Genomic DNA, 23,445 nt, shown 5'->3' on the forward strand with positions numbered 1-23,445 from the left:
TGTTGCCAAATGGGACGCACCCCCATAGGAACGCCCGGCAACCCGGCGCACCCAACGCCTGGTCGGGAGGAAGCACGGGATTATGGCCGAATACAGCCGCCTTGCCTTGCTGGCATCCGATGCTGAGCGGGCGCAGGAAGCAGCAACGCTCTACCGCGAAACTTTCGACTGGGTGCCGCTCGACGAGGCGGACGCAGTGGTCGTCCTCGGTGGCGACGGCTTCATGCTGCAAAGTCTGCACGCTATGCTGGACAGCGGACACATCCTGCCCGCCTATGGCGTGAACCTCGGTACGGTCGGGTTCTTGATGAACCGCAATCGCAAGACCGACACGCTGCTCGGCCGGATCACGCGGGCCAAGCCGCACACGATCGCCCCTTTGCTGATGCAGGCGGTCACGCAGGATGGTGAGCGGCACAGCTGCTTCGCGATCAATGAGGTTTCACTGCTTCGCGAAACGCGCCAAACCGCCAAGATCGAGGTATCGGTGGACGACAAGGTCCGCATCCCCGAACTGGTCTGCGACGGCGTGCTGTTGGCGACACCTGCCGGATCGACGGCTTATAATCTGTCCGCAGACGGCCCGATCCTGCCGCTCGATTCGCAACTCCTGGCCCTGACCCCGATCAGCCCATTCCGTCCGCGGCGTTGGCACGGTGCCATCCTGCCAGATCGCAGCGAAGTGCGGCTCCGCGTGCTCGAAGAGGAGAAGCGCCCAGTCAGCGTGGTGGCCGACCAGCGCGAAGTCCGCGATGTTGCCGAAGTGCGCCTCGCCATCGCCCGCGAGAGGGAGCTCACGCTGCTGTTCGACCCGGGTCATTCACTCGACGAACGCATCGTTGCCGAGCAATTCGTGGTGTGATCGGCAACGCCGCTGTGCATCGCACAAGAATTGCCAAATGCCCGCTTGCCAAACCGGAATCGCCCCCATATAGGCGCACCCCTGCCTGACGGGCTGCTCCCCGATAGCTCAGCGGTAGAGTAGGTGACTGTTAATCACTTGGTCGTTGGTTCGAATCCAACTCGGGGAGCCATTATTCTTCTTACAATCCGAGCAGAAGCCGTCCGCCTACCCAGATGGTGAGTGCGGCGGTAGCCCAGCGTATCCATGTTTGCGGCAGGTATTTCAGGGCCAGAAGGCTGCCGATCTGGCCACCAATCGCCACAGCCAGCAGCAACGGCAATCCGGTGTCGACGGCCAGCGCGAGACGCCCCGCTCCGCCCTTGAGAATCTGTCCTCCCAAACCGAAAATCGAATTAATCAGGATGAACAGGCTTGCCGTAGCCGCAATCGCGCGGGGTGCGTTCCAGCGCGCCAGGTGCAGCAAGGGGGCGAGGAATATCCCACCACCGATCCCCACCAATCCCGCGAGGTAGCCCAGGGGCGCAGACACGACTGGCATGTAGCGCGCGGCCCATGTCGGATCTCCCTCCCGTGCCTTGACCGGCAACAGCAAGGTCAAGCCGGTCAGCACGAGGCTAGCACCGAGGATCGCAAGAAAGGCCGCTTCGTCGATCGGGGTCAACCCACCGAGGAAGGCGGCAGGTGCAGCAATTGCCGTCAGTAGTAGGGCACCACGCCACGGCGTAACTCCCGCTCTCGCGAAGCGGATCGATCCGCCAGTGACCACCACAATATTGCAGGCCAGTGAGAGCAGCGGGAATATGCGGTAATCGATGCCCGAAAGCGCCAAAAGGGCGCTGTAGGTCGATCCACCCCCGAAACCGACACTGGCGTAAAGAATCGCGGTGAGGAAAAAGCCGATTGCCAGGATGAACATGCGCGTGACCTAGACGCTCCCCTGCCCCACAGCTAGCCTGCTTTCGAGGGAGAAAACAGATGCAGGCCAGTGACATCGATCTGGGTCCCGAGTTGAAACGGGCGGATCGCGGCGATGCCGCCATTATCGGCAACATCACTGCCGATGCTTTTCGCAACGACCCCTTCAACCTGTGGCTGTTCGGGAACTTTGCGGGGATCAGGAACCTGTTCAACCTGCAGGCGCGGCGGATCTACGTGCCGCGCGGTTATTGTTATTCGCTCGGCAACGAGGGCGCCTGCATGTGGATGTTGCCTGGCGGCGATGCGAACTTTAGCTTTTGGGACTATGCCCGGTTCGCCATCCCGACCGCCGTCCTCTGCGGCCCCGGTGCAGTGAAGCGTGGCGTGCGCACAGGCGAAGCGATGGACGCGCGCCATCCGGGTTTTGAGCACGCCTATCTGTTCAGTATCGGAGTCAGGCCAGCTTCGCAGGGCAAGGGATTGGGCCGCAAGCTGATCCAGCCAGTACTCGACGCCTGCGACCGTGCAGGCCTGCCTGCCTATCTCGAGAACTCGAACCCGCAGAACACAGGGTTCTACCGCAGCTGCAGCTTCGAAGAGATGGGCGATCCAATCTTGCCGGAACCGGACAGCCCGCCGCTCGTGCCGATGGTGCGCCAGCCCCGCCACATTTAGCAGCGGGGCCGGTCTGCCTCAGGCGCTGATCGCGCCGTGACAATGCTTGTACTTGTTGCCTGACCCGCAAGGGCAAGGCGCATTGCGGCTGATCTCCAACCCAGCAAACGGGTTGTCGGAGACAGAGCCACCAGGCCCTACTGCGGCACGGGGGCTACCGGCAAGCGACCCGAACAGCTCTGCACGCCCCGCAGATCCATCGCCATCATTCGAGTCCTCAAGACCCGAAAGCGGATCGATATGCCCCGTAAGAAAATCCGGTAGATCGGGCAGCGACATCTGGGGGAGCGGCTCAGGTTCCTGAATCTCGATCCGCATGAGCTTGCCGGTGACCGTTTCACGCAGCTTGTCGAGCATGTTCTCGAACAGGCTGAAGGCTTCCTGCTTATATTCGTTCAAAGGCTGCTTTTGCGCGTGGGCGCGCAGGCCCACCACCTGGCGCAACGCATCGAGCGTCGAGAGGTGATCCTTCCACTCGCCGTCGAGCTCCTGCAGCAGAACGCTCTTCTCGATCCGCCGCCACAGGCCGGCATCGTCCTTGGCCAGCTTTTCTTCCATCACGCGATCAGCGCTTTCGCGGACGCGCTCTTCGATCAGTTCAGGCTCGACGTGGTCTTCCTGCACCCACTCTTCGATTGGGAAGTGCAAGCCCAGCACTTCGCCGAGCTTTGTCTTGAGACCTTCGACGTCCCACTGTTCCGGATAGGATCCAGGAGGGCACGCAGCGCCGACCATGGCGTTGATTGCATCGTGGCGCATGTCGACCACAACATCATCCACCGCCTCGCTATCCATGATCTCTGCGCGTTGCTCGTAGATTACTTTGCGCTGGTCGTTCATCACGTCGTCGTATTGTACGACCTGCTTGCGGATTTCGTAGTTGCGAGCCTCGACCTTCTTTTGCGCGGTCTCGATGGCCTTCGAAAGCCACTTTGAGCCGATGGCCTCACCATCTTCCAGGTTCGAATTCATCATGCGGGCGAAGAGCGTGTCCGGGCCGAAGATGCGCAACAGGTCATCTTCGAGGCAGAGGTAGAAACGGCTGAGTCCCGGGTCACCCTGGCGGCCCGAACGACCGCGGAGCTGGTTGTCGATACGGCGGCTTTCATGCCGCTCGGTACCAAGCACGAACAGGCCACCAGCATCCAGCACCCGCTGTTTCTCCGCCGCGATCTCGGCCTTGATCCGATCGATAGCGGCATCGCGCCCTGCCCCTTCGGGCATATCGCTGAGTTCATCCTCGATACGGAATTCGAGATTGCCGCCCAGCTGGATGTCGGTGCCGCGGCCAGCCATGTTGGTGGCGATGGTGACCGCGCCGATCCGGCCGGCCTGCGCAACAATATGTGCTTCTTGTTCGTGGAAGCGCGCGTTCAACACCGCGTGCGGCACGCCTTCCTGCTTCAGGAATTCGCTCAGTAGTTCGCTTTTCTCGATCGAAACGGTACCCACCAGCACCGGCTGGCCAAGCTGGTTCTTCTCACGGATCGCCTTGGCGATGGCTTTGAACTTGTCTTGCGTGTTCTTGTAGAACTCGTCTTCTTCATCAATGCGTTGCACGGGTACGTTGGTCGGAATCTCGACCACGTTCATCTTGTAGATGTCCCAGAATTCCGCAGCTTCGGTCGCGGCGGTGCCGGTCATGCCCGAAAGCTTGGGGTACATACGGAAGTAGTTCTGGAAGGTGATCGAAGCGAGTGTCTGGTTCTCGGGCTCGATCTTCACCCCTTCCTTCGCTTCGACTGCCTGATGCAGACCATTCGACCAGCGGCGACCGTCCATCATGCGACCAGTGAACTCATCGATGATGACGACCTTGTCGTCCTTCACGATGTAATCGGTGTCGCGCTTGAACATGTGTACCGCGCGAAGTGCCTGGTCGAGGTGGTGGACCACCTGGGTGTTTACGACATCGTACAGGTTGTCGGACTGCAGCAGGCCCTTCTCGATGAGGATTTTCTCGACCTCTTCAGTCCCTTCCTCGGTCAGCTGGATGTTCCGCTGCTTTTCGTCCTTTTCGTACCAATCCTCGGGGAACTGCTTCACCACTTCATCGATCGCGATGTAGAGTTCGGACTTGTCCTCGGTCGGCCCCGAAATGATCAGCGGGGTACGTGCTTCGTCGATCAGGATCGAATCGACCTCATCGACCACGGCGAAATTGAAGGGGCGCTGCACCATCTGGCTGCGCTCATGCTTCATATTGTCGCGCAGGTAGTCGAAACCGAGTTCGTTGTTGGTCGAATAGGTGATGTCGGCGTTGTACGCGTCACGCCGTTCAAACTCGTTGAGGTTGGGCACGATCACACCGATCGTCAGGCCAAGGAACTTGTGCAGGCGCCCCATCCACTCGGCGTCACGGCGGGCGAGATAGTCGTTGACGGTAACGACGTGGACGCCCTTGCCCTCGATTGCGTTGAGATAGGTCGCCAGCGTGGCCACTAGCGTCTTGCCCTCACCGGTGCGCATTTCGGCGATTTCGCCACGGTGAAGCACGATACCGCCGATCATCTGCACGTCGAAGTGGCGCATGCCAAGCACGCGAACCGATGCCTCGCGCACGGTGGCAAAGGCTTCGGGCAGGATGTCGTCAAGCGTCTTGCCTTCGGCCAATTGCGTGCGAAACTTGTCGGTCTGGGCAGCAAGCTCGGCATCACTGAGCGCCTGAAGCTGGGGTTCCAGGGCGTTGATCTGATTAACGATCTTGCTGAGCGATTTGACGTAGCGATCGTTGGAAGAGCCGAACACGGCCTTCATCACGGTGTTGAGCATGGATGGGATACCTTGGGGTGAATGCTATCTGGCAAATGCCCGCGCACCAGATCGGTGCCGAGCAAGCGGGAAAATCGTAATTCTGCCGGGCTCTATTCGAAGGCGCGATCGACGCCGAACATCACCGTGGGAATAACCACACGCACGCTCTCGCAAGGGCGGCATGGCGTAACCTTTTCACCCCGCGAGCGTTGCTGACGCTGGCGTTCGGCACAGGTGACCTTTTCTGCCTTGCCCGAGTCATCCGCCTTCTGCGTAAGCTCGAGCGTGGCCCCCATGGCGTCGAGAACACTCGCATGCGCAGGCGCATTCACGGCAGCAAGGCCGGTGATCAATGCGAGGCAGGTTAGCAGGCGACGCAACATGGTGGAGACCAGATAAGCCCTCACTCCCATCGCGTCCACCCCTGCATGGCCGTTTACCAGACGCCCAAGAGTTCCTATCGGCGCGGAATGGATCTTGAAACATCGCCACTCGCCCGGCCCTTCCCCCAATTGCCCCCAATAGAGGGGGTCACGCTGCGCGTGGCACGGGCGCACTACAAGACATGGGATCGCTGCGATCTGACACTGGTTGAGGTCGCGCCCGGCACGGCAATCGCCGGCGTCTTCACCAAGAGTGCTTGCGCATCGAGCGAGGTTGAGCTGGGTCGCGAACACTCCAAGGCGGGCCGTGCGCGGGCGTTGGTCGTCAATGCGGGCAATTCAAACGCCTTCACCGGCTATCGCGGACGTGAAGCAGTCGAACAAATCATGGCGCAGGTCGCCGAAGCATTGGATTGCTCGCCGGCCGAGGTCTTCGTGTCCTCAACCGGGGTGATCGGCGTCCCCCTGCCAAAGGACAAGGCGCGCGAAGGCGTTGCGGCAGCCTTGAGTTCCAACCCTTGCGGTTGGGAAGAGGCGGCGAGCGCCATCGGGACGACGGATACTTTCACCAAGGGCGCCGGCGCCTCTGCGATGGTCGGTCAGACCAGGGTCGAGCTAGCTGGCTTCATCAAGGGTAGCGGCATGATCGCGCCCGATATGGCGACGATGCTCGGCTACATCTTCACCGACGCAGCGATCGAGCCCGGATTCCTGCAAGAGATGATGTCGCAAGCCAATGCGGCGAGCTTCTCCTGCATCACCGTCGACGGCGACACGTCGACCAGCGATACGGTGCTGCTTTTCGCCACCGGAAAAGCGGGCAATGCGCCAATCACCGGTTGGACCGACCCTGGTGCCGATGCATTCTACAGCGCCCTGCTGCAGGTCTGCCGTGAACTCGCGCATCTAGTGGTGCGAGATGGCGAAGGTGCGCAAAAGTTCATCGAAATTGCGGTCGCGGGTGCTGCCAGTGACGAAAGTGCGCGCCGTGTGGGATTATCCATCGCCAACTCACCGCTCGTGAAGACTGCGATCGCCGGGGGCGATGCCAATTGGGGACGCGTCGTCATGGCGGTGGGCAAGGCAGGCGAACCGGCTGACCGCGACAGGCTCTCGATCGGCTTCGGCGGAACCTGGGCAGCCAGGGACGGGCAACCACTGCCCGATTACGACGAAACACCGGTCGCAAGGCACCTGTCTGGTCAGGACATTCGCATCGATGTCGATTTAGGCGTCGGAGATGGTCGGGCAACGGTTTGGACCTGCGACCTGACGCACGGCTACATCGCGATCAACGCCGATTATCGCTCATGAACACACTCGATCATTCGATCCACGCGCTGATGAAGCGCGTGACCGAGCAGGCCATCCTGCCGCGGTTTCGCAACCTCTCGGGCCGCGAGATCATCGAAAAGGCAGAAGACGATCTTGTCACCATCGCCGATCGCGAAGCCGAACAGATACTGGCCGAAGGGCTAAGCCTGATCGACCCCTCACTGGCCATCGTCGGCGAGGAGGCGGCCCATGCTGACAAAGGGGTGCTGGACCATCTCGGAAGCGATTGCTGGATCATAGACCCTATCGATGGGACCCATAATTTCGCACACGGCCACGCACCATTCGGCATCCTGCTCGCTCGCGCCAGCGGCGGCCTGGTACAGTCAGGTTGGATCTACGACTGCGTTTCCGGGCGGTTCTGCAGCGCACATCGCGGCGGCGGAGCCTTCGTCGATGGCGAACGCGTGACTGCCCGCTCGACCGGCGAGACGCCACCGGTGGCGGCAATCTCGGTCATCTTCCTGGAACCCGGACGACGCGAGTTGGTCCATGAGCACGTATCGCCGCATTACCGGACGGTTGATGCGCCACGCTGCGCTGCGGAGCAGTATCCGCGGCTGGGGCTTGGCGAGAACGATGTATCCTTCTTCGAGCGAACGCTCGCTTGGGACCATGCGGCCGGTACGCTTTGGCTGGAAGAAGCCGGAGGCCGAGTGGCGAGACCTGATGGCTCACCCTACCGCGTCGACGAATGGGCGCGGCGCGGACTTATCGGCGCGGCGAGCCCTGCCCTGTGGGAACAGCTCGCCGCGCTATATTCGAAACTGGATTAAAGAACGCTCTCAAGCCACTGCTTGAGCTGGCCCTTCGGTGCCGCACCACGCATGTGCGCGGCGGGCTGGCCATTCTTGAACAGCACCAGGTACGGAATCGACTGGACGCCCATTCCGCCGGGAACGCTGGGATTTTCCATGATGTCCATCTTCGCGATGGTCACCTTGTCACCCAGTTCGTCAGACAGTTCTTCGAGAGCCGGTGCGATCATCTTGCACGGGCCACACCAATCGGCCCAGAAATCGACGAGTACGGGCTTGTCTGAATCGAGAACGTCAGCCTTGAAGCTGGCATCGGTAACGGCGGTGGTTGCCATGGGGGAATCTCCTGAAATCCTATTGAACCCGATGTGGGTCAAACCGACAATTACTCAAGCGGTGGTAAGACAAAGCTTTCCTGCGAGACCGCAAACGCACTCTTGTAAACATCGAGTGTAACCGGCGGCAAGGCGATGAGCTGCGGGGTCTGGGTATAGAGCACCGCCGCCTCTACCGTACGTCCAGGATAGATCTTCTCGAGAGCAGCGACATAAGCGGCCATCTGGCGCAGCGTGCTTTCCGGGACTCCCGCAACATCACTGGGCGGGCGTCGCGCGGTCTTGAAATCGACCACGGTGACCTTCTCGGATGTCACCAGAAGGCGATCGGCTGTTCCCAATACGACCTGTCCGTCAACCGTGGCAGCCAGTGGCACCTCCGCCAGCGCATCCGGCCCGAAAATCGAACCAAAGCCGGGATCGGCGAGCACCGCCAGCGAACGGGACAGCATATCCGCATGCTCCGTCGCTTCGATATCCGGGGCCTGACGCGCCAGCCACTTCCGCCCAAGCTCTTCGCGCTGGCCATCCGGAACCTGCGGTAATCGTTCCAGGAGAGCGTGAATCAGAGTGCCCCGACGTGCCGCCTGACCCGGTGGCAACGGGGGATCGCTACCCTCAGCATCCCCGAGACCCGAAGGAGAAAGGGGTCGCGGCGGGCGTGGCTCCGGCCCGACTGATCGCTGCGCCCAGTCGGGCAATGCAGGAAATTCCTCAACGGTCGAAGGCTGACTAGCGGGAATCGAGGGTGCCACCTCTCCGATCTCCCAACGTGCCCCCCACAGCGGGTCTGCCAGTCCTTCGCCGGGATCGAACAAGGCTCGCAGTCGGGCGTACCAGCTATCCTCATGCGGTCCGTTCCGGACGTCACGCGGGCCGAGCGAGCCGCCAATGAACAAAGCCTCCTGCGCGCGGGTCATGGCGACGTAGAGCAGGCGCCAGTGTTCTTGCATGGCACGAACAGTCCGTTGTTCCTCCACAAGGCGGATGGGCCCGACCTTTTCGCCCTTGGATAGCGGGGGAAGCGGCACCTCACGCGGTTCGCCCATGCCGAGCTGCCGGTCTTCGAGCGCGAGATCGCCAGACGGGTCGGGCCTGATCGCCGCATCAGCAAGGATTACTATCGGCGCTTCCAACCCCTTGGAACCGTGGACGGTCATCACCCGCACCTGATTGTCGCTCTCGCCCGCCTCACGCTTCAATTCGCCATCGCCTGCATCGAACCAACGAATGAAGCCTTGCAGGCTGGCCGTATGCGCGCTGGCGAAAGCATTGGCGGCGTTGAGCAATTCGTCGATCGGATCGTTCGCTTCGCGCCCCAAGCGCGCGACGAGCTTGCGTCGCCCATCCATCGGTCCGACGAGGATCCAGTGAAGCAATTGCTGCGGGCTGTCGAAGTCCGCGCGGCGCAGTATTTCGCGTAGGAGGTCGACCGTGCGGTGCGCAACGTCGTCCTCGGCGCGCCGCAAATGTTCCCACAGGGCTTCCTTGCGAGGGCGATACCCAAATTTGAGCAATTCCTCCTGGCTCCACCCAATCAGCGGCGAAACCAGCAGGCTGGCGAGCGTCAAATCATCGAGCGGTTGCGCGGCGAAGCGAAGCACAGCCATCAGGTCCTTGACCGCCAACGGGTTGCCGAGCCGCAGCCGATCGACTCCCGCCACCGGGACGCCGTGCCGATAAAGCCGCGCAACAATCAACGAAGCGAGGTCGCGACGCTTCTGTACCAGCACCATGATGTCGCCCGCAGTTGCCCGACGCGCCTTGCCTCGTACCAGCGTGAATCCAGGCCCCTCTGGATCGAGCCATTGCTTGATCTGCAGTGCCAGCTTGTCGGCCAGCTTACGGTCGTGTTGGCCGAGCCAGCTTTCGTCCGCCTCGCCATCCTCCAGCCCGCTGTCTGCATGTATCGTGTTCCACAGCACCACCTGTCCAGGCTCGTCGCTGCCCTTGTGCTCATCGTCACGCTGGTCGAGGCCAAGGCCATCGAAGCCGATCGCATCGATCGCACGATCGACGAACGAGAGCACGGTCTGGTTCGTGCGATAGCTGCGCCGGAGGCCGTATTCCTCGAGCCGACGGATCTTGGGTGCGCCGCGCAGTTCGGCCATAGCCTCGGCATTGGCCGCCATCCGCTCGCGGAAATAATCGCGCGCCTCACGGAAGTTCTCCGGGCTGGTACCCTGGAAGCCGAAGATCGCCTGCTTGTAATCCCCAACCGCGAAGATCGTGCGGATCCGATCGCCCTGTGCGCCCTCACCCGCAAAGAATTCGTCGGTCAGCGCCTTGACGATCGCCCATTGCGAGGCGTTGGTGTCCTGCGCCTCATCGACCAGGATATGATCGAAGCTGCGATCGAGCTTGTAGCGGATCCAATCGGACATCGCGTTGTCGGACAGCAGGTCCGCAGCGCGGGCAATCAGATCGTCGAAGTCGACCAGTCCCTCACGCTCTTTGGCCTCTTGCCACTTTAGCGCAAAGGCCCGCCCGGCTTCGAGCTGCGGTGCGAGAAAACCCGCCAGGTCAAGCAAGGCCCTGCGTTCGCCGACCGCAGCGACCGCTTCGGCGATCGCCTCCTGATTGGCTGCGAAACCCGGATCGGCTTTCTCCGCGCCCGCCATCTTGCGCGGGGCCCCATCCTTCTTGAGCAGCGTTTCGAGAAAGCCGTCGAGCGTAGCCAAGCGCTGGGTGCTATCACCAGCCAACCAGCTCGCGATGAAATCCGCCGCCTTCTGCCCCGTTGCCGCCGACCAATCGCGGCAAGCCGACTGGCAGGCCTGGAGAATACGAACCGGAAAGTTCGCATCCGAGCATGCATCTGCTACCCAGGCTTCGTTCGCATGGGCAGGAATACCGAGGAGTTGATGCACCCTCGCCACCATCGGCGGTTGCCAGCTTCCCGCGCCTTCCCACAGGTCCATTTGCTTCGCGCAGCGCATCAGCCAGCCGCGCACTGCGTCGGGGCCCTTGCGGCGGCTCATCTCGGCCACCGCACCGAGCACATTGGGGTGACCGGTTTCGAGCAATTCGGCGAGCACCTGGCGGCTCAGCAATTCACGCTCGCGGTCCTCCATCGGACGGCTGCCGGGAAGCAGGCCCGCTTCGGTCGGGAACGCAGCGAGCAAATATTGCGCGAAGGCATGGATCGTATCGATACGCAGGCCGCCGCCCGGGCAATCCAGCACACGCGCGAAAAGCGACCTCGCACGCGACTGGGTTTCAGGATCGATCGGCGCCCCTAAGTAACCCAGTTCCTGCGCCAGCTGGGTCTTTTCCATTCGCACCCAGCGCGCGAGCACCGTGTTGACGCGCACGGCCATTTCCGCAGCGCCCGCCTTGGTAAAGGTCAGGCAGAGTATCTGCGAAGGATCGGTCCCCGGTTCGAGCAGGAGCCGCAGCACCCGGGCCGACAGCACCTGCGTCTTGCCCGTCCCAGCACTGGCCGACAACCATACGCTGTCGAGCGGATCGACCGCCAGCGCCTGTTTGTCCTTGAGCGGGTAGATCGTGCCGCTCACGCCGCATCCTCTCCATCTTGCGAGGCGATCCATTCGTCGAGCCGCATGAGCTGGTCGAACGTATCGTAGGCCGGATAATCCGGATTCTCCCGCGCGGTGAACGGATCACCGCCCTTGATGAAACGTGCGATGGCTACGGCAAGCTTGTCGGCAGTATGTGGGAGGAAGTCCTCAGGCAGGACGCCGCTGGTCTTGCGCCCGACCTTGAGCGGAACGTCGACATAGCCGAAGCCATAGTCGTTATCCGCACGACCAAGCGACCAATATTCATAGCCCCCCGGTGCGCCGGTGAGTCCGTCGAACCCGTTTCGTTCGGCAATCAGGCCCAGAATCCCGAGCTGCAGCGCATAGCCCTGCTCCACCATCGCAGCGCTCGGAGGCTTGCCGGTCTTGTAATCGATGATGGCCAGCGTCCCGTCGGCCATGCGATCGATCCGGTCCGCGCGGCCGTGGACGTGGACGCCCTCGAAGGTCATCGCGCCTTCCTTTTCGACCGCCACGACTTCACGATCATCGTAGCTTTCGACCTGGTCCTGGATCCACCGCAACGCCGCCTCCAGGCGCGGCTGCCACAGCCCTCGCGTCAGGGCATCGGCGTTGGCCTCGTCCAGCACCACTTCCATGATTGGCGCCAGTGGGGCTTCAGGATCGATCCTTCGGGCAAGATGCCAGCGCTGGAGAATTTCATGCGCAATGTTGCCCTGCCACTGCGGTGACGGATCGGCGTCGAGCGGCTCGAGATCGCGCAATTGCATGATCTTGTTGGCATAGAACTGGTACGGATCGCCCAGAAGACGGTCGAGCGCGGTGGCCGAGATGTCGACATCGCGCTGTTCCGGCGAAGGAACCGGTTTCGGGCGCGGATACGGAGCTACCCGCTCGGCGCGAACCATGGCCCGGGCCAGCTCTACTGCACGCGTTTCACGGTGGCGGTCGAGCAGTTCCCCCAGCAGTGCCTCGACCCGCAGCAGGAAGCGCGAAGGGATCGCCGGACCGCCCTCGTCGCGATCGGCACGGCTCAGCACCACTTCCGGCGCGCCGAGTGCACCGGCCAAATCATGCGCCGACAACCCGATCCGGAAGTCCGCGCCCGGCACGCCGAGCGCGCGCAACACTGCTGGCGCCAGCAGTGCATCGACGCTTCCGCGAGCGGGCCAGCTCCCTTCATTCAGGTTCGCGCAGATCACCAGGTCGGCGCGATTCATGCGGCTTTCGAGCAGGCCGAGCACCTGCACCCGGGCATGTCCGCCATAGGGTGGGCGCACAGCAAGCTGTTCCATCGCATCGCGCAGCGCGACCGCCGCTTCGCCTCGCTTGATCCGAAAGTCTGCGGCGCGAGCCTGCAGGCGTAGCTCCTCGACGAACCCGGCCAGCGCACGGCCATCTTCGCGCGCCCACAGCTTTTCGCCGCACAGCGCCTCGCCCGCCGCAGCCAGCGTATCGAACAGATCGGCGAGCGCGACCTCCTCTTCCATCGCCAACAAGGGTGCGAGCACGCCCTCGACCACTGCGAACCACTCGCCAAGGCGCGGGTGTCGCTGCGATAGCTTCTCGGCGATTTCTGCAAGCGGCTTGAGCCCGCCGGCCTTGCGCGGCCCACGCAACTCCCGCTCGACGCGGCGCAATTGGCGAAGCCATGTTCCGCGCTCCATCCCGGCATCGACCAGCGGATGGCCAAGCAGTGCCATCAGTGGCACTGGCGCGGCATCGTCCGCGATCACCTCGGCCAGCAGCAAGAGCAGCCGCCCTGCGGCGGTCTGCGACAAGGGGCGTCCGGCCGAATCGTCCGCGACGATATTCCAGCGCGCGAGGTGATGGACCACGCGTCGCGCCAGGCCCCGGTCGGGAGTGATGACCGCAACCCGTTTCTCTGGGTTCTCGACGGCTTCGCGCACCAGCAGCGCGATCGCCTGCGCTTCTTCCTCGGGGTTGGCGGTTGTCATCACGCGCACCCCAGACAGGCGGCGCTTCTCTGCCGACAGGTCGACCCAGCTCTTGCTCGCCTCCGGCGGCAGGAACAGCGACCCGATTGCGTGGCTGCGTTCCGGCTCGGATGCACTCATGCCGCGACGATGCCACGGCTGCACCTCCTCGCGGCGGACGGACATGCGGTTGAGCAACAGCTTGAGATGGTATTGCGGGTGGGTAACCGCATCATCCCTGGCAAACGGAGTGTCGCCCGGCTCGGGCGCGGCACCCGCGCGGCCAAGTTCCTCCCAAACGGCATCAGGCATGGTCAGGTCGAAATCGGGCAGGATCACTGCGCCCTGCGGCAAGTGCGCGACCACGCGCAAAAGCTGGGCCAGCGAAGGCGCGGCGCTGGTCACGCCCGCCGCGATGATCGGTGTTGGAGGCGGGTTGGCCTTCCATCGCGCCGCAGTATGCTCGAAGAGGCGATTGCGCCGAGCTGCGGCATCGAGGGCACCCCATTCATCGAGTCTTGCCAGCCATTTGGCCTGGACCGTTGCAAAGAGATGCAAACTCTTTTGCCAATGCCCTGAAAGCTTGTCGTCGAACAAGTCGAGCACCCGGTCGGAGCGCAATTCCTCCGGGCCGATCCCTTCGACCAGCAAGCGATCCATCGTGGCTGCGGTCTCGCGTGCCAGGCGCAGCAAGGTCGCTCCACCTGGGGGATCGTCCATGCTCTCGCCGATCAGCTGCGCCAGTGCGAAAAGCCGACGCTGTAGGTCGATCGCCGGTGGTATGTCCGCCGCGCCCAGCGGATCGAGCAAGGGCCCCAATGTCTCGTCGAGGTCGAGATCGCCGATCACCGCCATACGCGGCATCAGCATGCCTTGTGAACCGCTTTCACCCGCATGCCGGATGAAGGCTTCGGAAATGGTTCGCCGTGCCCGGCTGCTTGGCAATAGCAGTGTTAGACGTGCGAGCCCGAACTCGTGCTCGGCGTAGCGGGGTACCAGACCAGCGACCAGCGCATCGGCAAAACCCCTGTGCGCGGCGATCGAATAAATCGTCGGTCCCGGGCGGTCAGCCACCCCTCAGCGCCTCCTCGGTCGGGGCGATATGCGCTGGCGTGCCGACCTCGTACCACAGCCCGGTGAAGGCGAGCCCAAACAGCCGCCCTTCCGCGATCGCGCGATCCCACAGCAGATTGGTCGAGAACGCGCCCTCCGGCGCATCGCGCAGCAGGCGATGCGAAACGATCTGGATGCCGGTGTAAATGAAGGGCGCGATACGGCCCGGCAGTTTGCGGGTCAGGCGGCCCGCCGGGTCCATGTAGAAATCGCCGGTTCCGTCGAAGTTGAAGGCGCGCGCGTGACTGACCACCAGCAACAGAGCGTCCATGGCATCGGGGTCCCAGCGCGCGGACAAATCGACAAAGGCATTGCGTGGACCGTCGAGCCAGATGCTGTCGGCATTGCAGACGAAAAAGGGGTCGGGCAGCAGCCCTGCGCCAAGCGCCTTGGCCATGCCACCACCGGTTTCGAGCAGGTGATCGCGCTCGTCGGATATCGTCACCGCAGGCTGCTTGCGCGGCTTGGTGTGGGCCTCGATCGAATCCGCCAGGTAGTGGACATTGACCACCGCCTTCTCGACCCCCGCATCTTCGAGCCGGTCGAGCGCACGATCGATCAATGGCTTGCCCGCAACGCGCACCAGTGGCTTGGGCGTCGCGGCGGTCAGCGGGCGCATGCGCTTGCCCAGTCCCGCAGCCATCAACATGGCGGTGTCACTGACAAGAGTGCTCACGCGATCGTCCCACCCAATTCGTCACGCAGGCTCTGAGGGATGTTCGCATCGAACCAACGTGCAACCGGTGCCATCGCCTCATGCGCGAGATCACGCTCCATCGCCGCCCACACGCGTGGGATCATATCGAGATAGCGCGGTTTGCCGTCACGCTTCCACAGGCGCGTGAAGATGCCGACGATCTTGGTATTCCGCTGCGCGCCGAGCCGGGCATAGTCGGCCTCGAAATGCTCGCCCGGCTGCGCGGCGGCACGATAACGACCGAGCATCTCATGCTCGAGCTCTTCCGAAACATCGCGACGCGCATCCTGCAACAGGCTGACGAGGTCGTATGCGGGATGCCCCACCAGCGCGTCCTGGAAATCGATCAGGCCCTGCGCCCCCGCCAGCTTGCCGGGTTCGAGCAGCATGATGTTCTCTGCATGGTAGTCGCGCAGCACGGTGACCCCGGGATCTTGCCGCCACAGCAGCGGTTCCAGCGCCTCTTCCCATGCCTCCGTCCAGCTTCTGACGTCGACGTCCAGCCCGACAGCGGGGCAGTACCACTCAGTGAAAAGGTCGACCTCACGGCGATAGATCGCCATGTCATAGGGCAGAAACGGTCCCGGCGGCAGGCGATGGAGCTGCACCAACGCGTCGATGGCCTGGGCATAGACGTGGCGCTCGTCTTCGGGATACTCGTCGATCCATTCGCGCATGCGATGGTCGCCGAAATCCTCGGTCAGCACCCAGCCCCTCACTGCGTCTTCGGCAAGGATATGCGGCGCGCAAAGGCCATTGTTCTCCAGCCAGTGCGCCACGTGTAGGAACGGGCGCGGGTCTTCATGCGGCGGCGGGGCGTGCATCAGCATGGCGCTGTGTCCACCCATACGCAGACGGAAATAGCGGCGGAAAGAGGCGTCGCCGACCAGCGGAGCGATCTCCGCCCCTTCCCATTCGGTGTCGCCAAGAAACTGGTGGATGCCTTCGGGCAGCGCGTCGCTCATGGCCAGCGGCTTTGCCAATTGTCGCCCGGGGTTACAACGGCCTGTCGACCCTCGCCCACTTTTTCGAGCGTGATCGAAAGGCAACCTGCCTCATGCGCGAAACCGCCCGCATGGTCGGGCCACTCCGCCAACAGCACCGCACCTTCGCGATAGTCGTCGAGACCCAGCTCCTCGACCTCGGAAGGATCCTCCAGCCGGTAGAAATCAGCGTGCACCAAGGGCAGGCGCAGGCCATCGTAGGTTTCGACGATGGTGTAGGTCGGCGAGGGAACTTCACCGGTGTGACCCAGTGCAGCGATGATCGCCCGGGCGAGCGTAGTCTTGCCGGTGCCCAGGTCGCCAGTGAGGGCCACGACGTCCCCAGGCACCAATTTGGCGGCTATCCGCGATCCGAAGGCCTCCATCGCGGCAAGATGCGGCAGCGGGACGCTCACGGCAAGTGGATGGTCGCCGTGGTTCCGGCGTTCTTACGGCTATGGATTTCAAGCGTGCCGCCATGCGCCTCGACCAGCTGCCGAGCCAACGGAATGCCCAGCCCCTGACGTCGTTCGATGCCCTTGCCATCCGGAGCCATGCGAATGCCTTCCAAGGCACGGGCAAGTTCGTGCTGGTTCATGCCACTGCCGTTGTCGGCGATAACAATCTTCGTCACTCCGCGGGCCTTGCCGATATCGACCACGATACGTCCACCGCGCGGCGTGCCCTTGATCGCATTGTCGAGCAGTTGCGAGATCGCGCGGCGCAGTTGCTGGGGATCGGCGGAGATCGACTTGCCCGAATCGCCCTTGAGATCGAGCGTGAGACCAGCGTCCACGATCCGCTGTTCCTCCGCACGAACGATCTGCGTGACGAAGGGCAACAGGCTGATGTCTTCCTTGCGGAGCGGCATGAGCCCAGCCTCGCTCTGCGAAAGGTCGAGCACGTTTTCGACCTGCTCGGTCAGTTTGCCGACCGAAAGCGAGGTCGCCTGCACATACTCCATTGCCTGCGGGCTCAATTCGCCAGCGACTCCGCTCGAAAGTAGCTCGGCGAAACCGCCGATCGAGGTAAGCGGGGTACGGAATTCATAGCTCATATTGGCGAGGAAGCGGGTCATCACCGCATCGGCCTCCTCCAAGGCACGGTTGCGCTCGCGCAGCGCCTCTTCTGCCTGGCGCGAGGCCGTGACGTCGAGCACGGTTAGCAAGCCATTGCCGTCCGGCAGGGGTACGCCAGCGAAATCGAGCGTGCGCCCATCGGCCATCTCGATGATGCCTTCGCGCTTCTTGCGGTCGAGTGTGGCCGAACGGATGATATTGCCGACCTGCGCAATTGCCTTGGGATCCGCCAGGTTCTGCGCGATCGCCTCGAGCAGGTCCTCCGCCTGTGGATGACCATCGAGCACCTCGGGATCGACGCCCCAGGCGCCGGCAAAGCCTCGATTCCACAGCTCGAGATGGCCATCGGGCGCAAACACCGCCAGCGCTTCGAACAGGCTATCGAACGTCGCTGTGCGCGTCCTCAACAAGGTGTCGCGCGTCGCCGACAAGGCCAGTTGTTCTGTACGGTCTTCGGCAATCATGACCAAGCCACCGTCGGGTAGCGGTTGAGCGACAATGCGCAGATGCGTGCTGTCTGAAAGCGGCCAAGCCTCTTCGTGCGGCTCGTCGCGCAGGAACCACTGGGCCAGTTCGTTGCGCCAGGCCGGGAAGTCGCGCACTTCGGGTATCCGCCCCGCCTCACGCGCAATCAGCAGCATTTGCTCAAACGTCGTACGATCGTTGACCACTCCCGGTGGCAGCGAGAACACGCGATGGAACGGCTGGTTGGCGAAGGTCATCCGGTGCTGCGCATCGAACTGTGCAACGCCGATCGATAGCTGGTCGAGCATCGAACGCTGCGCCTCACGGAACGCGCGGAACTCGCGCGCCTGCTCTTCCATCTCTTCGATATCTACCGCGTAGCCGGCAATCCCTTCTCCGACGAGTGGCAGGTCGGTCACGCGTACGGTGCGGCGCGCATTATGGATCGTCGCCGACAGGATGCGCTCTATCGGCTGACGGCGATCGGCGGCCTGCTGTGCCACCTGCGCCGCCGTACGCCCGCCGACGGTTTCGACCAATTCGATCTGGCGTGCCACAACCTGATCCGCGCTGTCTGCGCCAACCGCATCGACGTAGGCCCGGTTGACGAGCCGCAGTTTCATGTCGGCACCGCGGAACCACATCGGCATAGGCGCGGCCTCGATAAGGCCGACAAGTGCGCCGAAATCGTCACGGGCCCGCGCGGCCTCCTCGCGCAAATTGCTCAGTTCCGACTGGCTTTCGCTGTAGTCAAAGACCCAGATCAGCGCGGCACCACTCGGCGAAACCGCAGGGTCGGCCAGCGATCCCTGCAATGCCAGCGCGCGGCGTGAGCCGGGAACGGTAAGCGAAATCTTGAACGGCTTCGCCGTCTTCTGAGTGCGCCGCACGTGGCGCGTCAGCTCCTCAACCTGTTCTTCGCTGAAGCCGTTTCCATCGAGGTCCCCCAATTCACTGAGGAACTCCGGAACTCTCGCCAGTCCCAGCCACCGCGCCAACCGATCTGGCGCTTCGATTCTGCCGTCGGTCCTTACCAGTAGCGGGACTGCGGGAGATTCCTCGATCATCCGCGCCATGCGCAAGGCAGAACGACGGCTGGCGACCGATTTTTGCTCCCGCCCGCTGGCACGCAGCATCACCCAGACCGCTCCAGCGGTCCACAGAGCAAGCAGCAGGCCTGCTACGGCCACCATTGCGGGCATGGACTCCATCACTCGCCAGCTATGCCCACGGGCGCGGGGATGCAATGGCAAGCCATTGCCGTTCCCCGCAAAGGATCATCGCTTAGTAGCGATAGTGATCCGGCTTGAACGGTCCTTGGACCGGAACCCCGATATAGTCGGCCTGCTTCTGACTGAGCTTGGTCAGCTTTACGCCCAGCTTGTCGAGATGCAGTGCAGCGACCTTCTCATCGAGGTGCTTGGGCAGAACGTAGACCTGGTTCTCATACTCGCCACCCTTGGTCCACAGCTCGATTTGAGCCAGCGTCTGGTTGGTGAAGCTGAAGCTCATCACGAAGCTGGGATGACCCGTAGCGCAGGCAAGGTTCACCAGGCGTCCCTTGCCCAGCACGATAATTTCCTTGCCATCGGGGAACTTCACTACATCGGTACCGGGCTTGAGCTCGTTCCATTCATAGTTGTCGATAGCGGAGATTTGAATCTCGCTGTCGAAGTGACCGATATTGCAGACGATCGCCTTGTCCTTCATCGCTTCCATGTGCGCAGCGGTGATGACGTGTTCGTTGCCGGTCGCGGTGACGAAGATGTCAGCCTTGGTCACGGCCTCTTCCATCGTCACGACTTCGAAGCCGTCCATTGCCGCCTGCAACGCGCAGATCGGATCGATCTCTGTTACGAGGACACGAGCACCGCCGTTACGGAGCGACTGAGCCGAACCCTTGCCGACATCGCCAAACCCGGCGACGCAGGCAATCTTGCCAGAAAGCATGACGTCGGTGGCCCGGCGAATTGCGTCGACCAGCGATTCGCGACAGCCATAGAGGTTGTCGAACTTCGACTTGGTCACGCTGTCGTTCACATTGATTGCCGGGAACGGCAGTTTGCCGCCCTTGGCGATGTGATAGAGGCGATGGACGCCGGTGGTCGTTTCTTCAGACACGCCCTTGATCGCCTTCACCGATGCGGTGAGGTAGCCCGGCTTCTTCGCGACAAAGGCTTGGAGCGCACGCTGGAACTCGATCTCCTCGGCATTCTGCGGTTCGGGCAGCTCGTCACCAGCTTCAATGCGAGCACCCCAGAGCGCGAACATGGTTGCGTCACCACCATCGTCGAGAATCAAGTTCGCGGTGAGATCGGGATCCTCGTCGGTCGACCAGTCGAAGATAGAGCCGACATAATCCCAATAGTCCGCCAGGCTTTCGCCCTTCACAGCGAAGACCGGGATATTGCGCGCAGCGATCGCGGCGGCAGCATGGTCCTGGGTCGAGAAGATATTGCAGGTCGCCCAGCGCACATCGGCACCCAACGCCACCAACGTCTCGATCAGTACCGCAGTCTGGATGGTCATGTGCAGCGAACCGGTGATCCGCGCACCCTTGAGCGGCTGTGCGCTCCCATATTCCTCGCGCAGTGCCATCAGGCCCGGCATTTCGGTTTCGGCGATGGCGATTTCGGCGCGGCCGTAATCGGCCAGAGCAATGTCCTTGATGACGTAATCGGAGAATGCGGTCACGCTGGGGGTCCTCGAACTGCGGGAAACGATACGCCGCAAAGGAAAGGGGCGGCGCTGATTGCGCCGCCCCTAGCCCCTCCCCGGTTCGAGGGCAACAGCCCCCTCAGCGACCCGCGCCGGGGTGCGGCCTATCGCGCGGCAAAGCGCCCGCCGATCTGGGGGCCCGGTCCCAGCAACTCGTTTGCTGCAAGCACCACGTCACCAGCGTTCTTCGTTTGCGAGAGATCGGTAGCGATCCGTTTCAGCTCGCCGCATCCCAGCCAGGGATGACCGCGGCCGTATTCGTTGGCGATCCCCACGCTCATCTTGTCGAGCGCTCGCTTGGCGCCCGAAGTGCCGTGCTGCCTGACCAGCCCCGCTTCGAGCGTGCGGGCGGCATCGTTAAGCAGAGCGAGATGAGTGGCGGAGAAACGGCCATATTGCTGCTGGAAGTTGTCGCTGCCCGTCCGACATCGCAAGGACGTGACCATCAGCATGATATCGAGGCGACGTATCTGTTCCGCCTCATCCTTGCTGAACGCCTGTGCCGCGACCGGCATTACGATCATCGCAGCCGCTGCCACCACTGCTGCGAATTTTCTGAATCCGTTCATCGCCTGCCTCCCCGCGGATCAATCCCCATTGCCGCACAGGATCAGGCTAGGCGCAGTGATTTACCGGATTTTAAAGGGCTGCGGTAAAGCGAAATTAACCAAGCGGGCGTGTTGCAAGTCCAGGCACCCCGCCCTACCTCCACGGGCGGACGGTACAGAGAAGGATTCATCCAATGACGATTTCGGTAGGCGACAAGCTGCCTGACGTAACCTTGGTCAAGGCGACCGATGCCGGACCGGAAAAGGTCCAATCGAGCGATTATTTCAAGGGCAAGACCGTAGCCCTTTTCTCGGTACCCGGCGCTTTCACCCCTACCTGCTCGGCACGCCACCTTCCCGGCTATGTCGACAAGGCCGAGGAGCTGAAGGCCAAGGGCGTGGACGAAATCGTCGCGACCGCGGTCAACGATGCCTTCGTCATGGGAGCATGGAAAGCCGCCAATGGCGCCGATGCGGTTACCATGCTGGCGGACGGGAATGGCGATTTTGCTGAGGCTGTCGGCCTGACGATGGACGGTTCGGGCTTCGGCCTGGGCAAGCGCGGCCAGCGCTGGTCGGCGATCGTCGAGGACGGCGTGGTCAAGGAACTCAATGTAGAGGCTCCAGGCGATTTCTCCGTCTCGAGCGCGGAGTACCTGCTCGGCCAGCTATAGGCCCATATCGTTCCATTTGCGGACAAACTGACGCCCCGTCTTGCGCGACTCGCAAGGCGGGGCGCAGTCATTCAGACCATGGCCAGCATTGAAACCGAGGGACCGGCCGAAACGGACCCAGAGCGCGATTTCGGCGCCCTCCTTGGCTGGGAATCACACCCTGCCGGCGAGCGCCTGATGCTGGTCATGCAGAGCTCGCGCAAGACACCGAAAACAGACAACGACGTGCGCGACTTTCGCTACTTTTTGACCAAGGAACAAGCGATCCTGCTCGGTAATTACCTATTCCGCATGGCTGGCGCGACCGCACCGCGCACCGCGCGACCAGGGCTGATCGAAAGATTGTTCGGACGCTGATCGATCAGCCGTAGCCCATCAGGCTCAGCACTTCCTTGCGGCTGCGCTGATCCTCCAGGAAGGTCCCCATCATCCGGCTGGTGATCATGCCTACACCCGGGGTACGAACGCCGCGAGCGGTCATGCAGCTGTGTGATGCTTCGATAACAACCGCGACGCCTTGCGGCTGGAGGTTCTCCCAGATGCAATCCGCAACTTCCGCGGTCAGGCGTTCCTGAACCTGCAGGCGCCGCGCGAAGCCGTGCAGCACGCGGGCCAGTTTGGAAATTCCCACGACACGGTCATTAGGCAAATAGGCGATCGCGGCCTTGCCGATGATCGGTGCCATGTGATGTTCGCAGTGCGACTGGAATGGGATGTCCTTGAGCAGGACGATTTCATTGTAGCCACCCACTTCCTCGAAGACGCGGCTGAGATGGTACGAAGGGTCTTCCTCGTAACCGAGACAATATTCCTTCCACGCGCGCGCAACCCGCGCAGGCGTGTCGAGCAACCCTTCTCGCTTCGGATCATCACCCGCCCACTCGATCAGCGTGCGGACTGCATCCTGGACGTGTTCCGGCACCGGCGGCTTGCCGCGCGGATCATCCTCGTCGGGTCCAACCAGACTGCTCACTTGCCTGTAATCCTCTCTATTCGATCCCAGATGCGGCCACGAGGGCCTCCTTTGCGGATCAGGCCGGTTTTTGCAAACCACATAGAACTCCGGCGACGCACTCCCGGTCCCAACGCCGAGTGGGTCGCGTTCAGTTGCCCCCGTGCAGACTCGCGCCCATGTTAAAGCGATGAGACACCCCTTCTCTGGTCCGACCCAGCAGGAAATGCAGCTGATGGCGGAAGAAGTTGTCTTCGCATTGCCCGAGGAGTTCCGCGTTGCACTGGGCGAGGTCGTCATGCGGGTCGAGGATTTCGCGACCCCAGAACAGCTCGAATCGGTTGGCATCATAGACCGCTGGCAGCTCACGGGCCTGTATGAGGGAGAAGCTCTGCCTGACCGTTCAATCTGGGAAAGCGGTCGCACGCCGGCGCGAATCTGGCTCTTTCGAAAACCGCTGATCGCCGAATGGTGGACCACCGGCGTCTCCATGGTCGATCTCGTGAGGCACGTGGTCGTGCATGAGGCCGGGCATCATTTCGGTTTCAGCGATGAGGACATGCACCAGCTCGAAGGCGAAGTGGACTGATCCCGGAACCACAAAAGCCCATCCCTCTTGCGAGGAATGGGCTTGTATGGCGCACCCGAAAGGATTCGAACCTCTGACCCCCAGATTCGTAGTCTGGTGCTCTATCCAGCTGAGCTACGGGTGCGCTGGAGGGCGCCACATAGGGGCGCCTTTCAGGCTTGGCA

Annotated in this window: 20 protein-coding genes and 2 tRNA genes; 8 read left to right on the plus strand and 14 right to left on the minus strand. The window is 62.5% G+C overall.

What is annotated here, in order from left to right:
• Positions 1-82: 82 nt before the first annotated feature.
• Together AAFM29_RS04375 and AAFM29_RS04380 are read left to right on the plus strand one after the other, a co-directional pair.
• Positions 83-862, plus strand: coding sequence for an NAD kinase (locus AAFM29_RS04375; protein ID WP_341711598.1), 780 nt, complete (start codon positions 83-85; stop codon positions 860-862).
• Positions 863-959: 97 nt separating this feature from the next.
• Positions 960-1,034, plus strand: a tRNA-Asn gene (locus tag AAFM29_RS04380).
• A 9-nt stretch (positions 1,035-1,043) separates the two neighbouring features.
• Here AAFM29_RS04380 and AAFM29_RS04385 read toward each other — a convergent pair.
• Positions 1,044-1,781 carry a sulfite exporter TauE/SafE family protein gene (locus tag AAFM29_RS04385; RefSeq protein WP_341711599.1) on the minus strand — a complete coding sequence of 246 codons (738 nt, stop codon included), beginning with the start codon at positions 1,779-1,781 and terminating at the stop codon, positions 1,044-1,046.
• A gap of 59 nt (positions 1,782-1,840) precedes the next feature.
• Here AAFM29_RS04385 and AAFM29_RS04390 point away from each other — a divergent pair, with 59 nt between their 5' ends.
• Positions 1,841-2,458, plus strand: a complete 618-nt coding sequence (locus AAFM29_RS04390) for a GNAT family N-acetyltransferase (RefSeq protein WP_341711600.1) — start codon at positions 1,841-1,843, stop codon at positions 2,456-2,458.
• Between the two features lie 18 nt (positions 2,459-2,476).
• On the opposite strand, the gene secA is transcribed toward AAFM29_RS04390, so the two are convergent.
• On the minus strand, positions 2,477-5,230 hold the full coding sequence (gene secA, locus AAFM29_RS04395; RefSeq protein ID WP_341711601.1) for a preprotein translocase subunit SecA: 2,754 nt from the start codon (positions 5,228-5,230) through the stop codon (positions 2,477-2,479).
• A gap of 92 nt (positions 5,231-5,322) precedes the next feature.
• Positions 5,323-5,625, minus strand: coding sequence for a hypothetical protein (locus AAFM29_RS04400; protein ID WP_341711602.1), 303 nt, complete (start codon positions 5,623-5,625; stop codon positions 5,323-5,325).
• Positions 5,626-5,682: 57 nt separating this feature from the next.
• Here AAFM29_RS04400 and argJ point away from each other — a divergent pair, with 57 nt between their 5' ends.
• On the plus strand, positions 5,683-6,909 hold the full coding sequence (gene argJ, locus AAFM29_RS04405; protein WP_341711641.1) for a bifunctional glutamate N-acetyltransferase/amino-acid acetyltransferase ArgJ: 1,227 nt from the start codon (positions 5,683-5,685) through the stop codon (positions 6,907-6,909).
• Positions 6,906-7,706 carry an inositol monophosphatase family protein gene (locus AAFM29_RS04410; protein WP_341711603.1) on the plus strand — a complete coding sequence of 267 codons (801 nt, stop codon included), beginning with the start codon at positions 6,906-6,908 and terminating at the stop codon, positions 7,704-7,706. Before argJ ends, AAFM29_RS04410 begins: the two co-directional genes overlap by 4 nt.
• Here the strand turns inward: AAFM29_RS04410 and trxA are convergent.
• From trxA to AAFM29_RS04455, 9 genes are all read right to left on the minus strand, one after another.
• Positions 7,703-8,023 carry a thioredoxin gene (gene trxA, locus AAFM29_RS04415; protein ID WP_173214253.1) on the minus strand — a complete coding sequence of 107 codons (321 nt, stop codon included), beginning with the start codon at positions 8,021-8,023 and terminating at the stop codon, positions 7,703-7,705. The two genes, AAFM29_RS04410 and trxA, sit on opposite strands and share 4 nt — an antisense overlap.
• Positions 8,024-8,073: 50 nt before the next feature.
• Complete coding sequence (gene addA / locus AAFM29_RS04420; protein WP_371830713.1) at positions 8,074-11,574, minus strand: double-strand break repair helicase AddA; 3,501 nt, start codon at positions 11,572-11,574, stop codon at positions 8,074-8,076.
• Positions 11,538-14,537 (minus strand): double-strand break repair protein AddB, encoded by a 3,000-nt coding sequence (gene addB / locus AAFM29_RS04425; RefSeq protein ID WP_341711605.1) that lies wholly within the window; start codon positions 14,535-14,537, stop codon positions 11,538-11,540. The genes addA and addB overlap by 37 nt, the downstream gene beginning before the upstream one ends.
• Positions 14,530-15,252: a nucleotidyltransferase family protein gene (locus AAFM29_RS04430; RefSeq protein ID WP_341711606.1), complete on the minus strand. Its 723-nt coding sequence runs from the start codon at positions 15,250-15,252 to the stop codon at positions 14,530-14,532. The genes addB and AAFM29_RS04430 overlap by 8 nt, the downstream gene beginning before the upstream one ends.
• The gene (locus AAFM29_RS04435) at positions 15,249-16,238 is read right to left on the minus strand and encodes a phosphotransferase (protein WP_341711607.1); all 990 of its coding nucleotides are present in this window, start codon (positions 16,236-16,238) and stop codon (positions 15,249-15,251) included. The genes AAFM29_RS04430 and AAFM29_RS04435 overlap by 4 nt, the downstream gene beginning before the upstream one ends.
• Positions 16,235-16,672 (minus strand): tRNA (adenosine(37)-N6)-threonylcarbamoyltransferase complex ATPase subunit type 1 TsaE, encoded by a 438-nt coding sequence (tsaE, locus tag AAFM29_RS04440; RefSeq protein ID WP_341711608.1) that lies wholly within the window; start codon positions 16,670-16,672, stop codon positions 16,235-16,237. Before tsaE ends, AAFM29_RS04435 begins: the two co-directional genes overlap by 4 nt.
• A complete protein-coding gene (locus AAFM29_RS04445; RefSeq protein WP_341711609.1) occupies positions 16,669-19,011 on the minus strand; it encodes a PAS-domain containing protein in 2,343 nt (780 codons plus the stop codon). Before AAFM29_RS04445 ends, tsaE begins: the two co-directional genes overlap by 4 nt.
• Before the next feature lie 73 nt (positions 19,012-19,084).
• Positions 19,085-20,494 (minus strand): adenosylhomocysteinase, encoded by a 1,410-nt coding sequence (ahcY, locus tag AAFM29_RS04450; protein ID WP_341711610.1) that lies wholly within the window; start codon positions 20,492-20,494, stop codon positions 19,085-19,087.
• A gap of 128 nt (positions 20,495-20,622) precedes the next feature.
• Positions 20,623-21,087: an S-adenosyl-L-homocysteine hydrolase gene (locus AAFM29_RS04455; protein ID WP_341711611.1), complete on the minus strand. Its 465-nt coding sequence runs from the start codon at positions 21,085-21,087 to the stop codon at positions 20,623-20,625.
• Between the two features lie 173 nt (positions 21,088-21,260).
• Here AAFM29_RS04455 and AAFM29_RS04460 point away from each other — a divergent pair, with 173 nt between their 5' ends.
• Together AAFM29_RS04460 and AAFM29_RS04465 are read left to right on the plus strand one after the other, a co-directional pair.
• Entirely contained in the window at positions 21,261-21,740 is a 480-nt protein-coding gene (locus tag AAFM29_RS04460; protein WP_341711612.1) for a peroxiredoxin, read from the plus strand.
• A 78-nt stretch (positions 21,741-21,818) separates the two neighbouring features.
• Entirely contained in the window at positions 21,819-22,097 is a 279-nt protein-coding gene (locus AAFM29_RS04465; RefSeq protein WP_341711613.1) for a hypothetical protein, read from the plus strand.
• 4 nt (positions 22,098-22,101) lie between these two features.
• Here the strand turns inward: AAFM29_RS04465 and folE are convergent, their stop codons facing one another.
• Entirely contained in the window at positions 22,102-22,713 is a 612-nt protein-coding gene (gene folE / locus AAFM29_RS04470) for a GTP cyclohydrolase I FolE (RefSeq protein ID WP_341711614.1), read from the minus strand.
• Positions 22,714-22,882: 169 nt separating this feature from the next.
• Between folE and AAFM29_RS04475 the strand changes: the two genes are divergently transcribed.
• Complete coding sequence (locus AAFM29_RS04475; protein ID WP_341711615.1) at positions 22,883-23,281, plus strand: metallopeptidase family protein; 399 nt, start codon at positions 22,883-22,885, stop codon at positions 23,279-23,281.
• 47 nt (positions 23,282-23,328) lie between these two features.
• On the opposite strand, the gene AAFM29_RS04480 is transcribed toward AAFM29_RS04475, so the two are convergent.
• Positions 23,329-23,405, minus strand: a tRNA-Arg gene (locus AAFM29_RS04480).
• Between the last annotated feature and the right edge of the window lie 40 nt (positions 23,406-23,445).

Source organism: Erythrobacter sp. (assembly GCF_038133525.1).
In the GTDB taxonomy this organism is placed as follows: Bacteria; Pseudomonadota; Alphaproteobacteria; order Sphingomonadales; family Sphingomonadaceae; genus Qipengyuania.

Coding starts and splice junctions, on each gene's coding strand:
- AAFM29_RS04375 (WP_341711598.1), top strand. CDS start 83: ATGGCCGAATACAGCCGCCTTGCCTTGCTGGCATCCGATGCTGAGCGG.
- AAFM29_RS04385 (WP_341711599.1), bottom strand. CDS start 1,781: ATGTTCATCCTGGCAATCGGCTTTTTCCTCACCGCGATTCTTTACGCC.
- AAFM29_RS04390 (WP_341711600.1), top strand. CDS start 1,841: ATGCAGGCCAGTGACATCGATCTGGGTCCCGAGTTGAAACGGGCGGAT.
- secA (WP_341711601.1), bottom strand. CDS start 5,230: ATGCTCAACACCGTGATGAAGGCCGTGTTCGGCTCTTCCAACGATCGC.
- AAFM29_RS04400 (WP_341711602.1), bottom strand. CDS start 5,625: ATGGGAGTGAGGGCTTATCTGGTCTCCACCATGTTGCGTCGCCTGCTA.
- argJ (WP_341711641.1), top strand. CDS start 5,683: ATGGATCTTGAAACATCGCCACTCGCCCGGCCCTTCCCCCAATTGCCC.
- AAFM29_RS04410 (WP_341711603.1), top strand. CDS start 6,906: ATGAACACACTCGATCATTCGATCCACGCGCTGATGAAGCGCGTGACC.
- trxA (WP_173214253.1), bottom strand. CDS start 8,023: ATGGCAACCACCGCCGTTACCGATGCCAGCTTCAAGGCTGACGTTCTC.
- addA (WP_371830713.1), bottom strand. CDS start 11,574: ATGGATCGCCTCGCAAGATGGAGAGGATGCGGCGTGAGCGGCACGATC.
- AAFM29_RS04435 (WP_341711607.1), bottom strand. CDS start 16,238: ATGAGCGACGCGCTGCCCGAAGGCATCCACCAGTTTCTTGGCGACACC.
- AAFM29_RS04445 (WP_341711609.1), bottom strand. CDS start 19,011: ATGGAGTCCATGCCCGCAATGGTGGCCGTAGCAGGCCTGCTGCTTGCT.
- AAFM29_RS04455 (WP_341711611.1), bottom strand. CDS start 21,087: ATGAACGGATTCAGAAAATTCGCAGCAGTGGTGGCAGCGGCTGCGATG.
- AAFM29_RS04460 (WP_341711612.1), top strand. CDS start 21,261: ATGACGATTTCGGTAGGCGACAAGCTGCCTGACGTAACCTTGGTCAAG.
- AAFM29_RS04465 (WP_341711613.1), top strand. CDS start 21,819: ATGGCCAGCATTGAAACCGAGGGACCGGCCGAAACGGACCCAGAGCGC.
- AAFM29_RS04475 (WP_341711615.1), top strand. CDS start 22,883: ATGAGACACCCCTTCTCTGGTCCGACCCAGCAGGAAATGCAGCTGATG.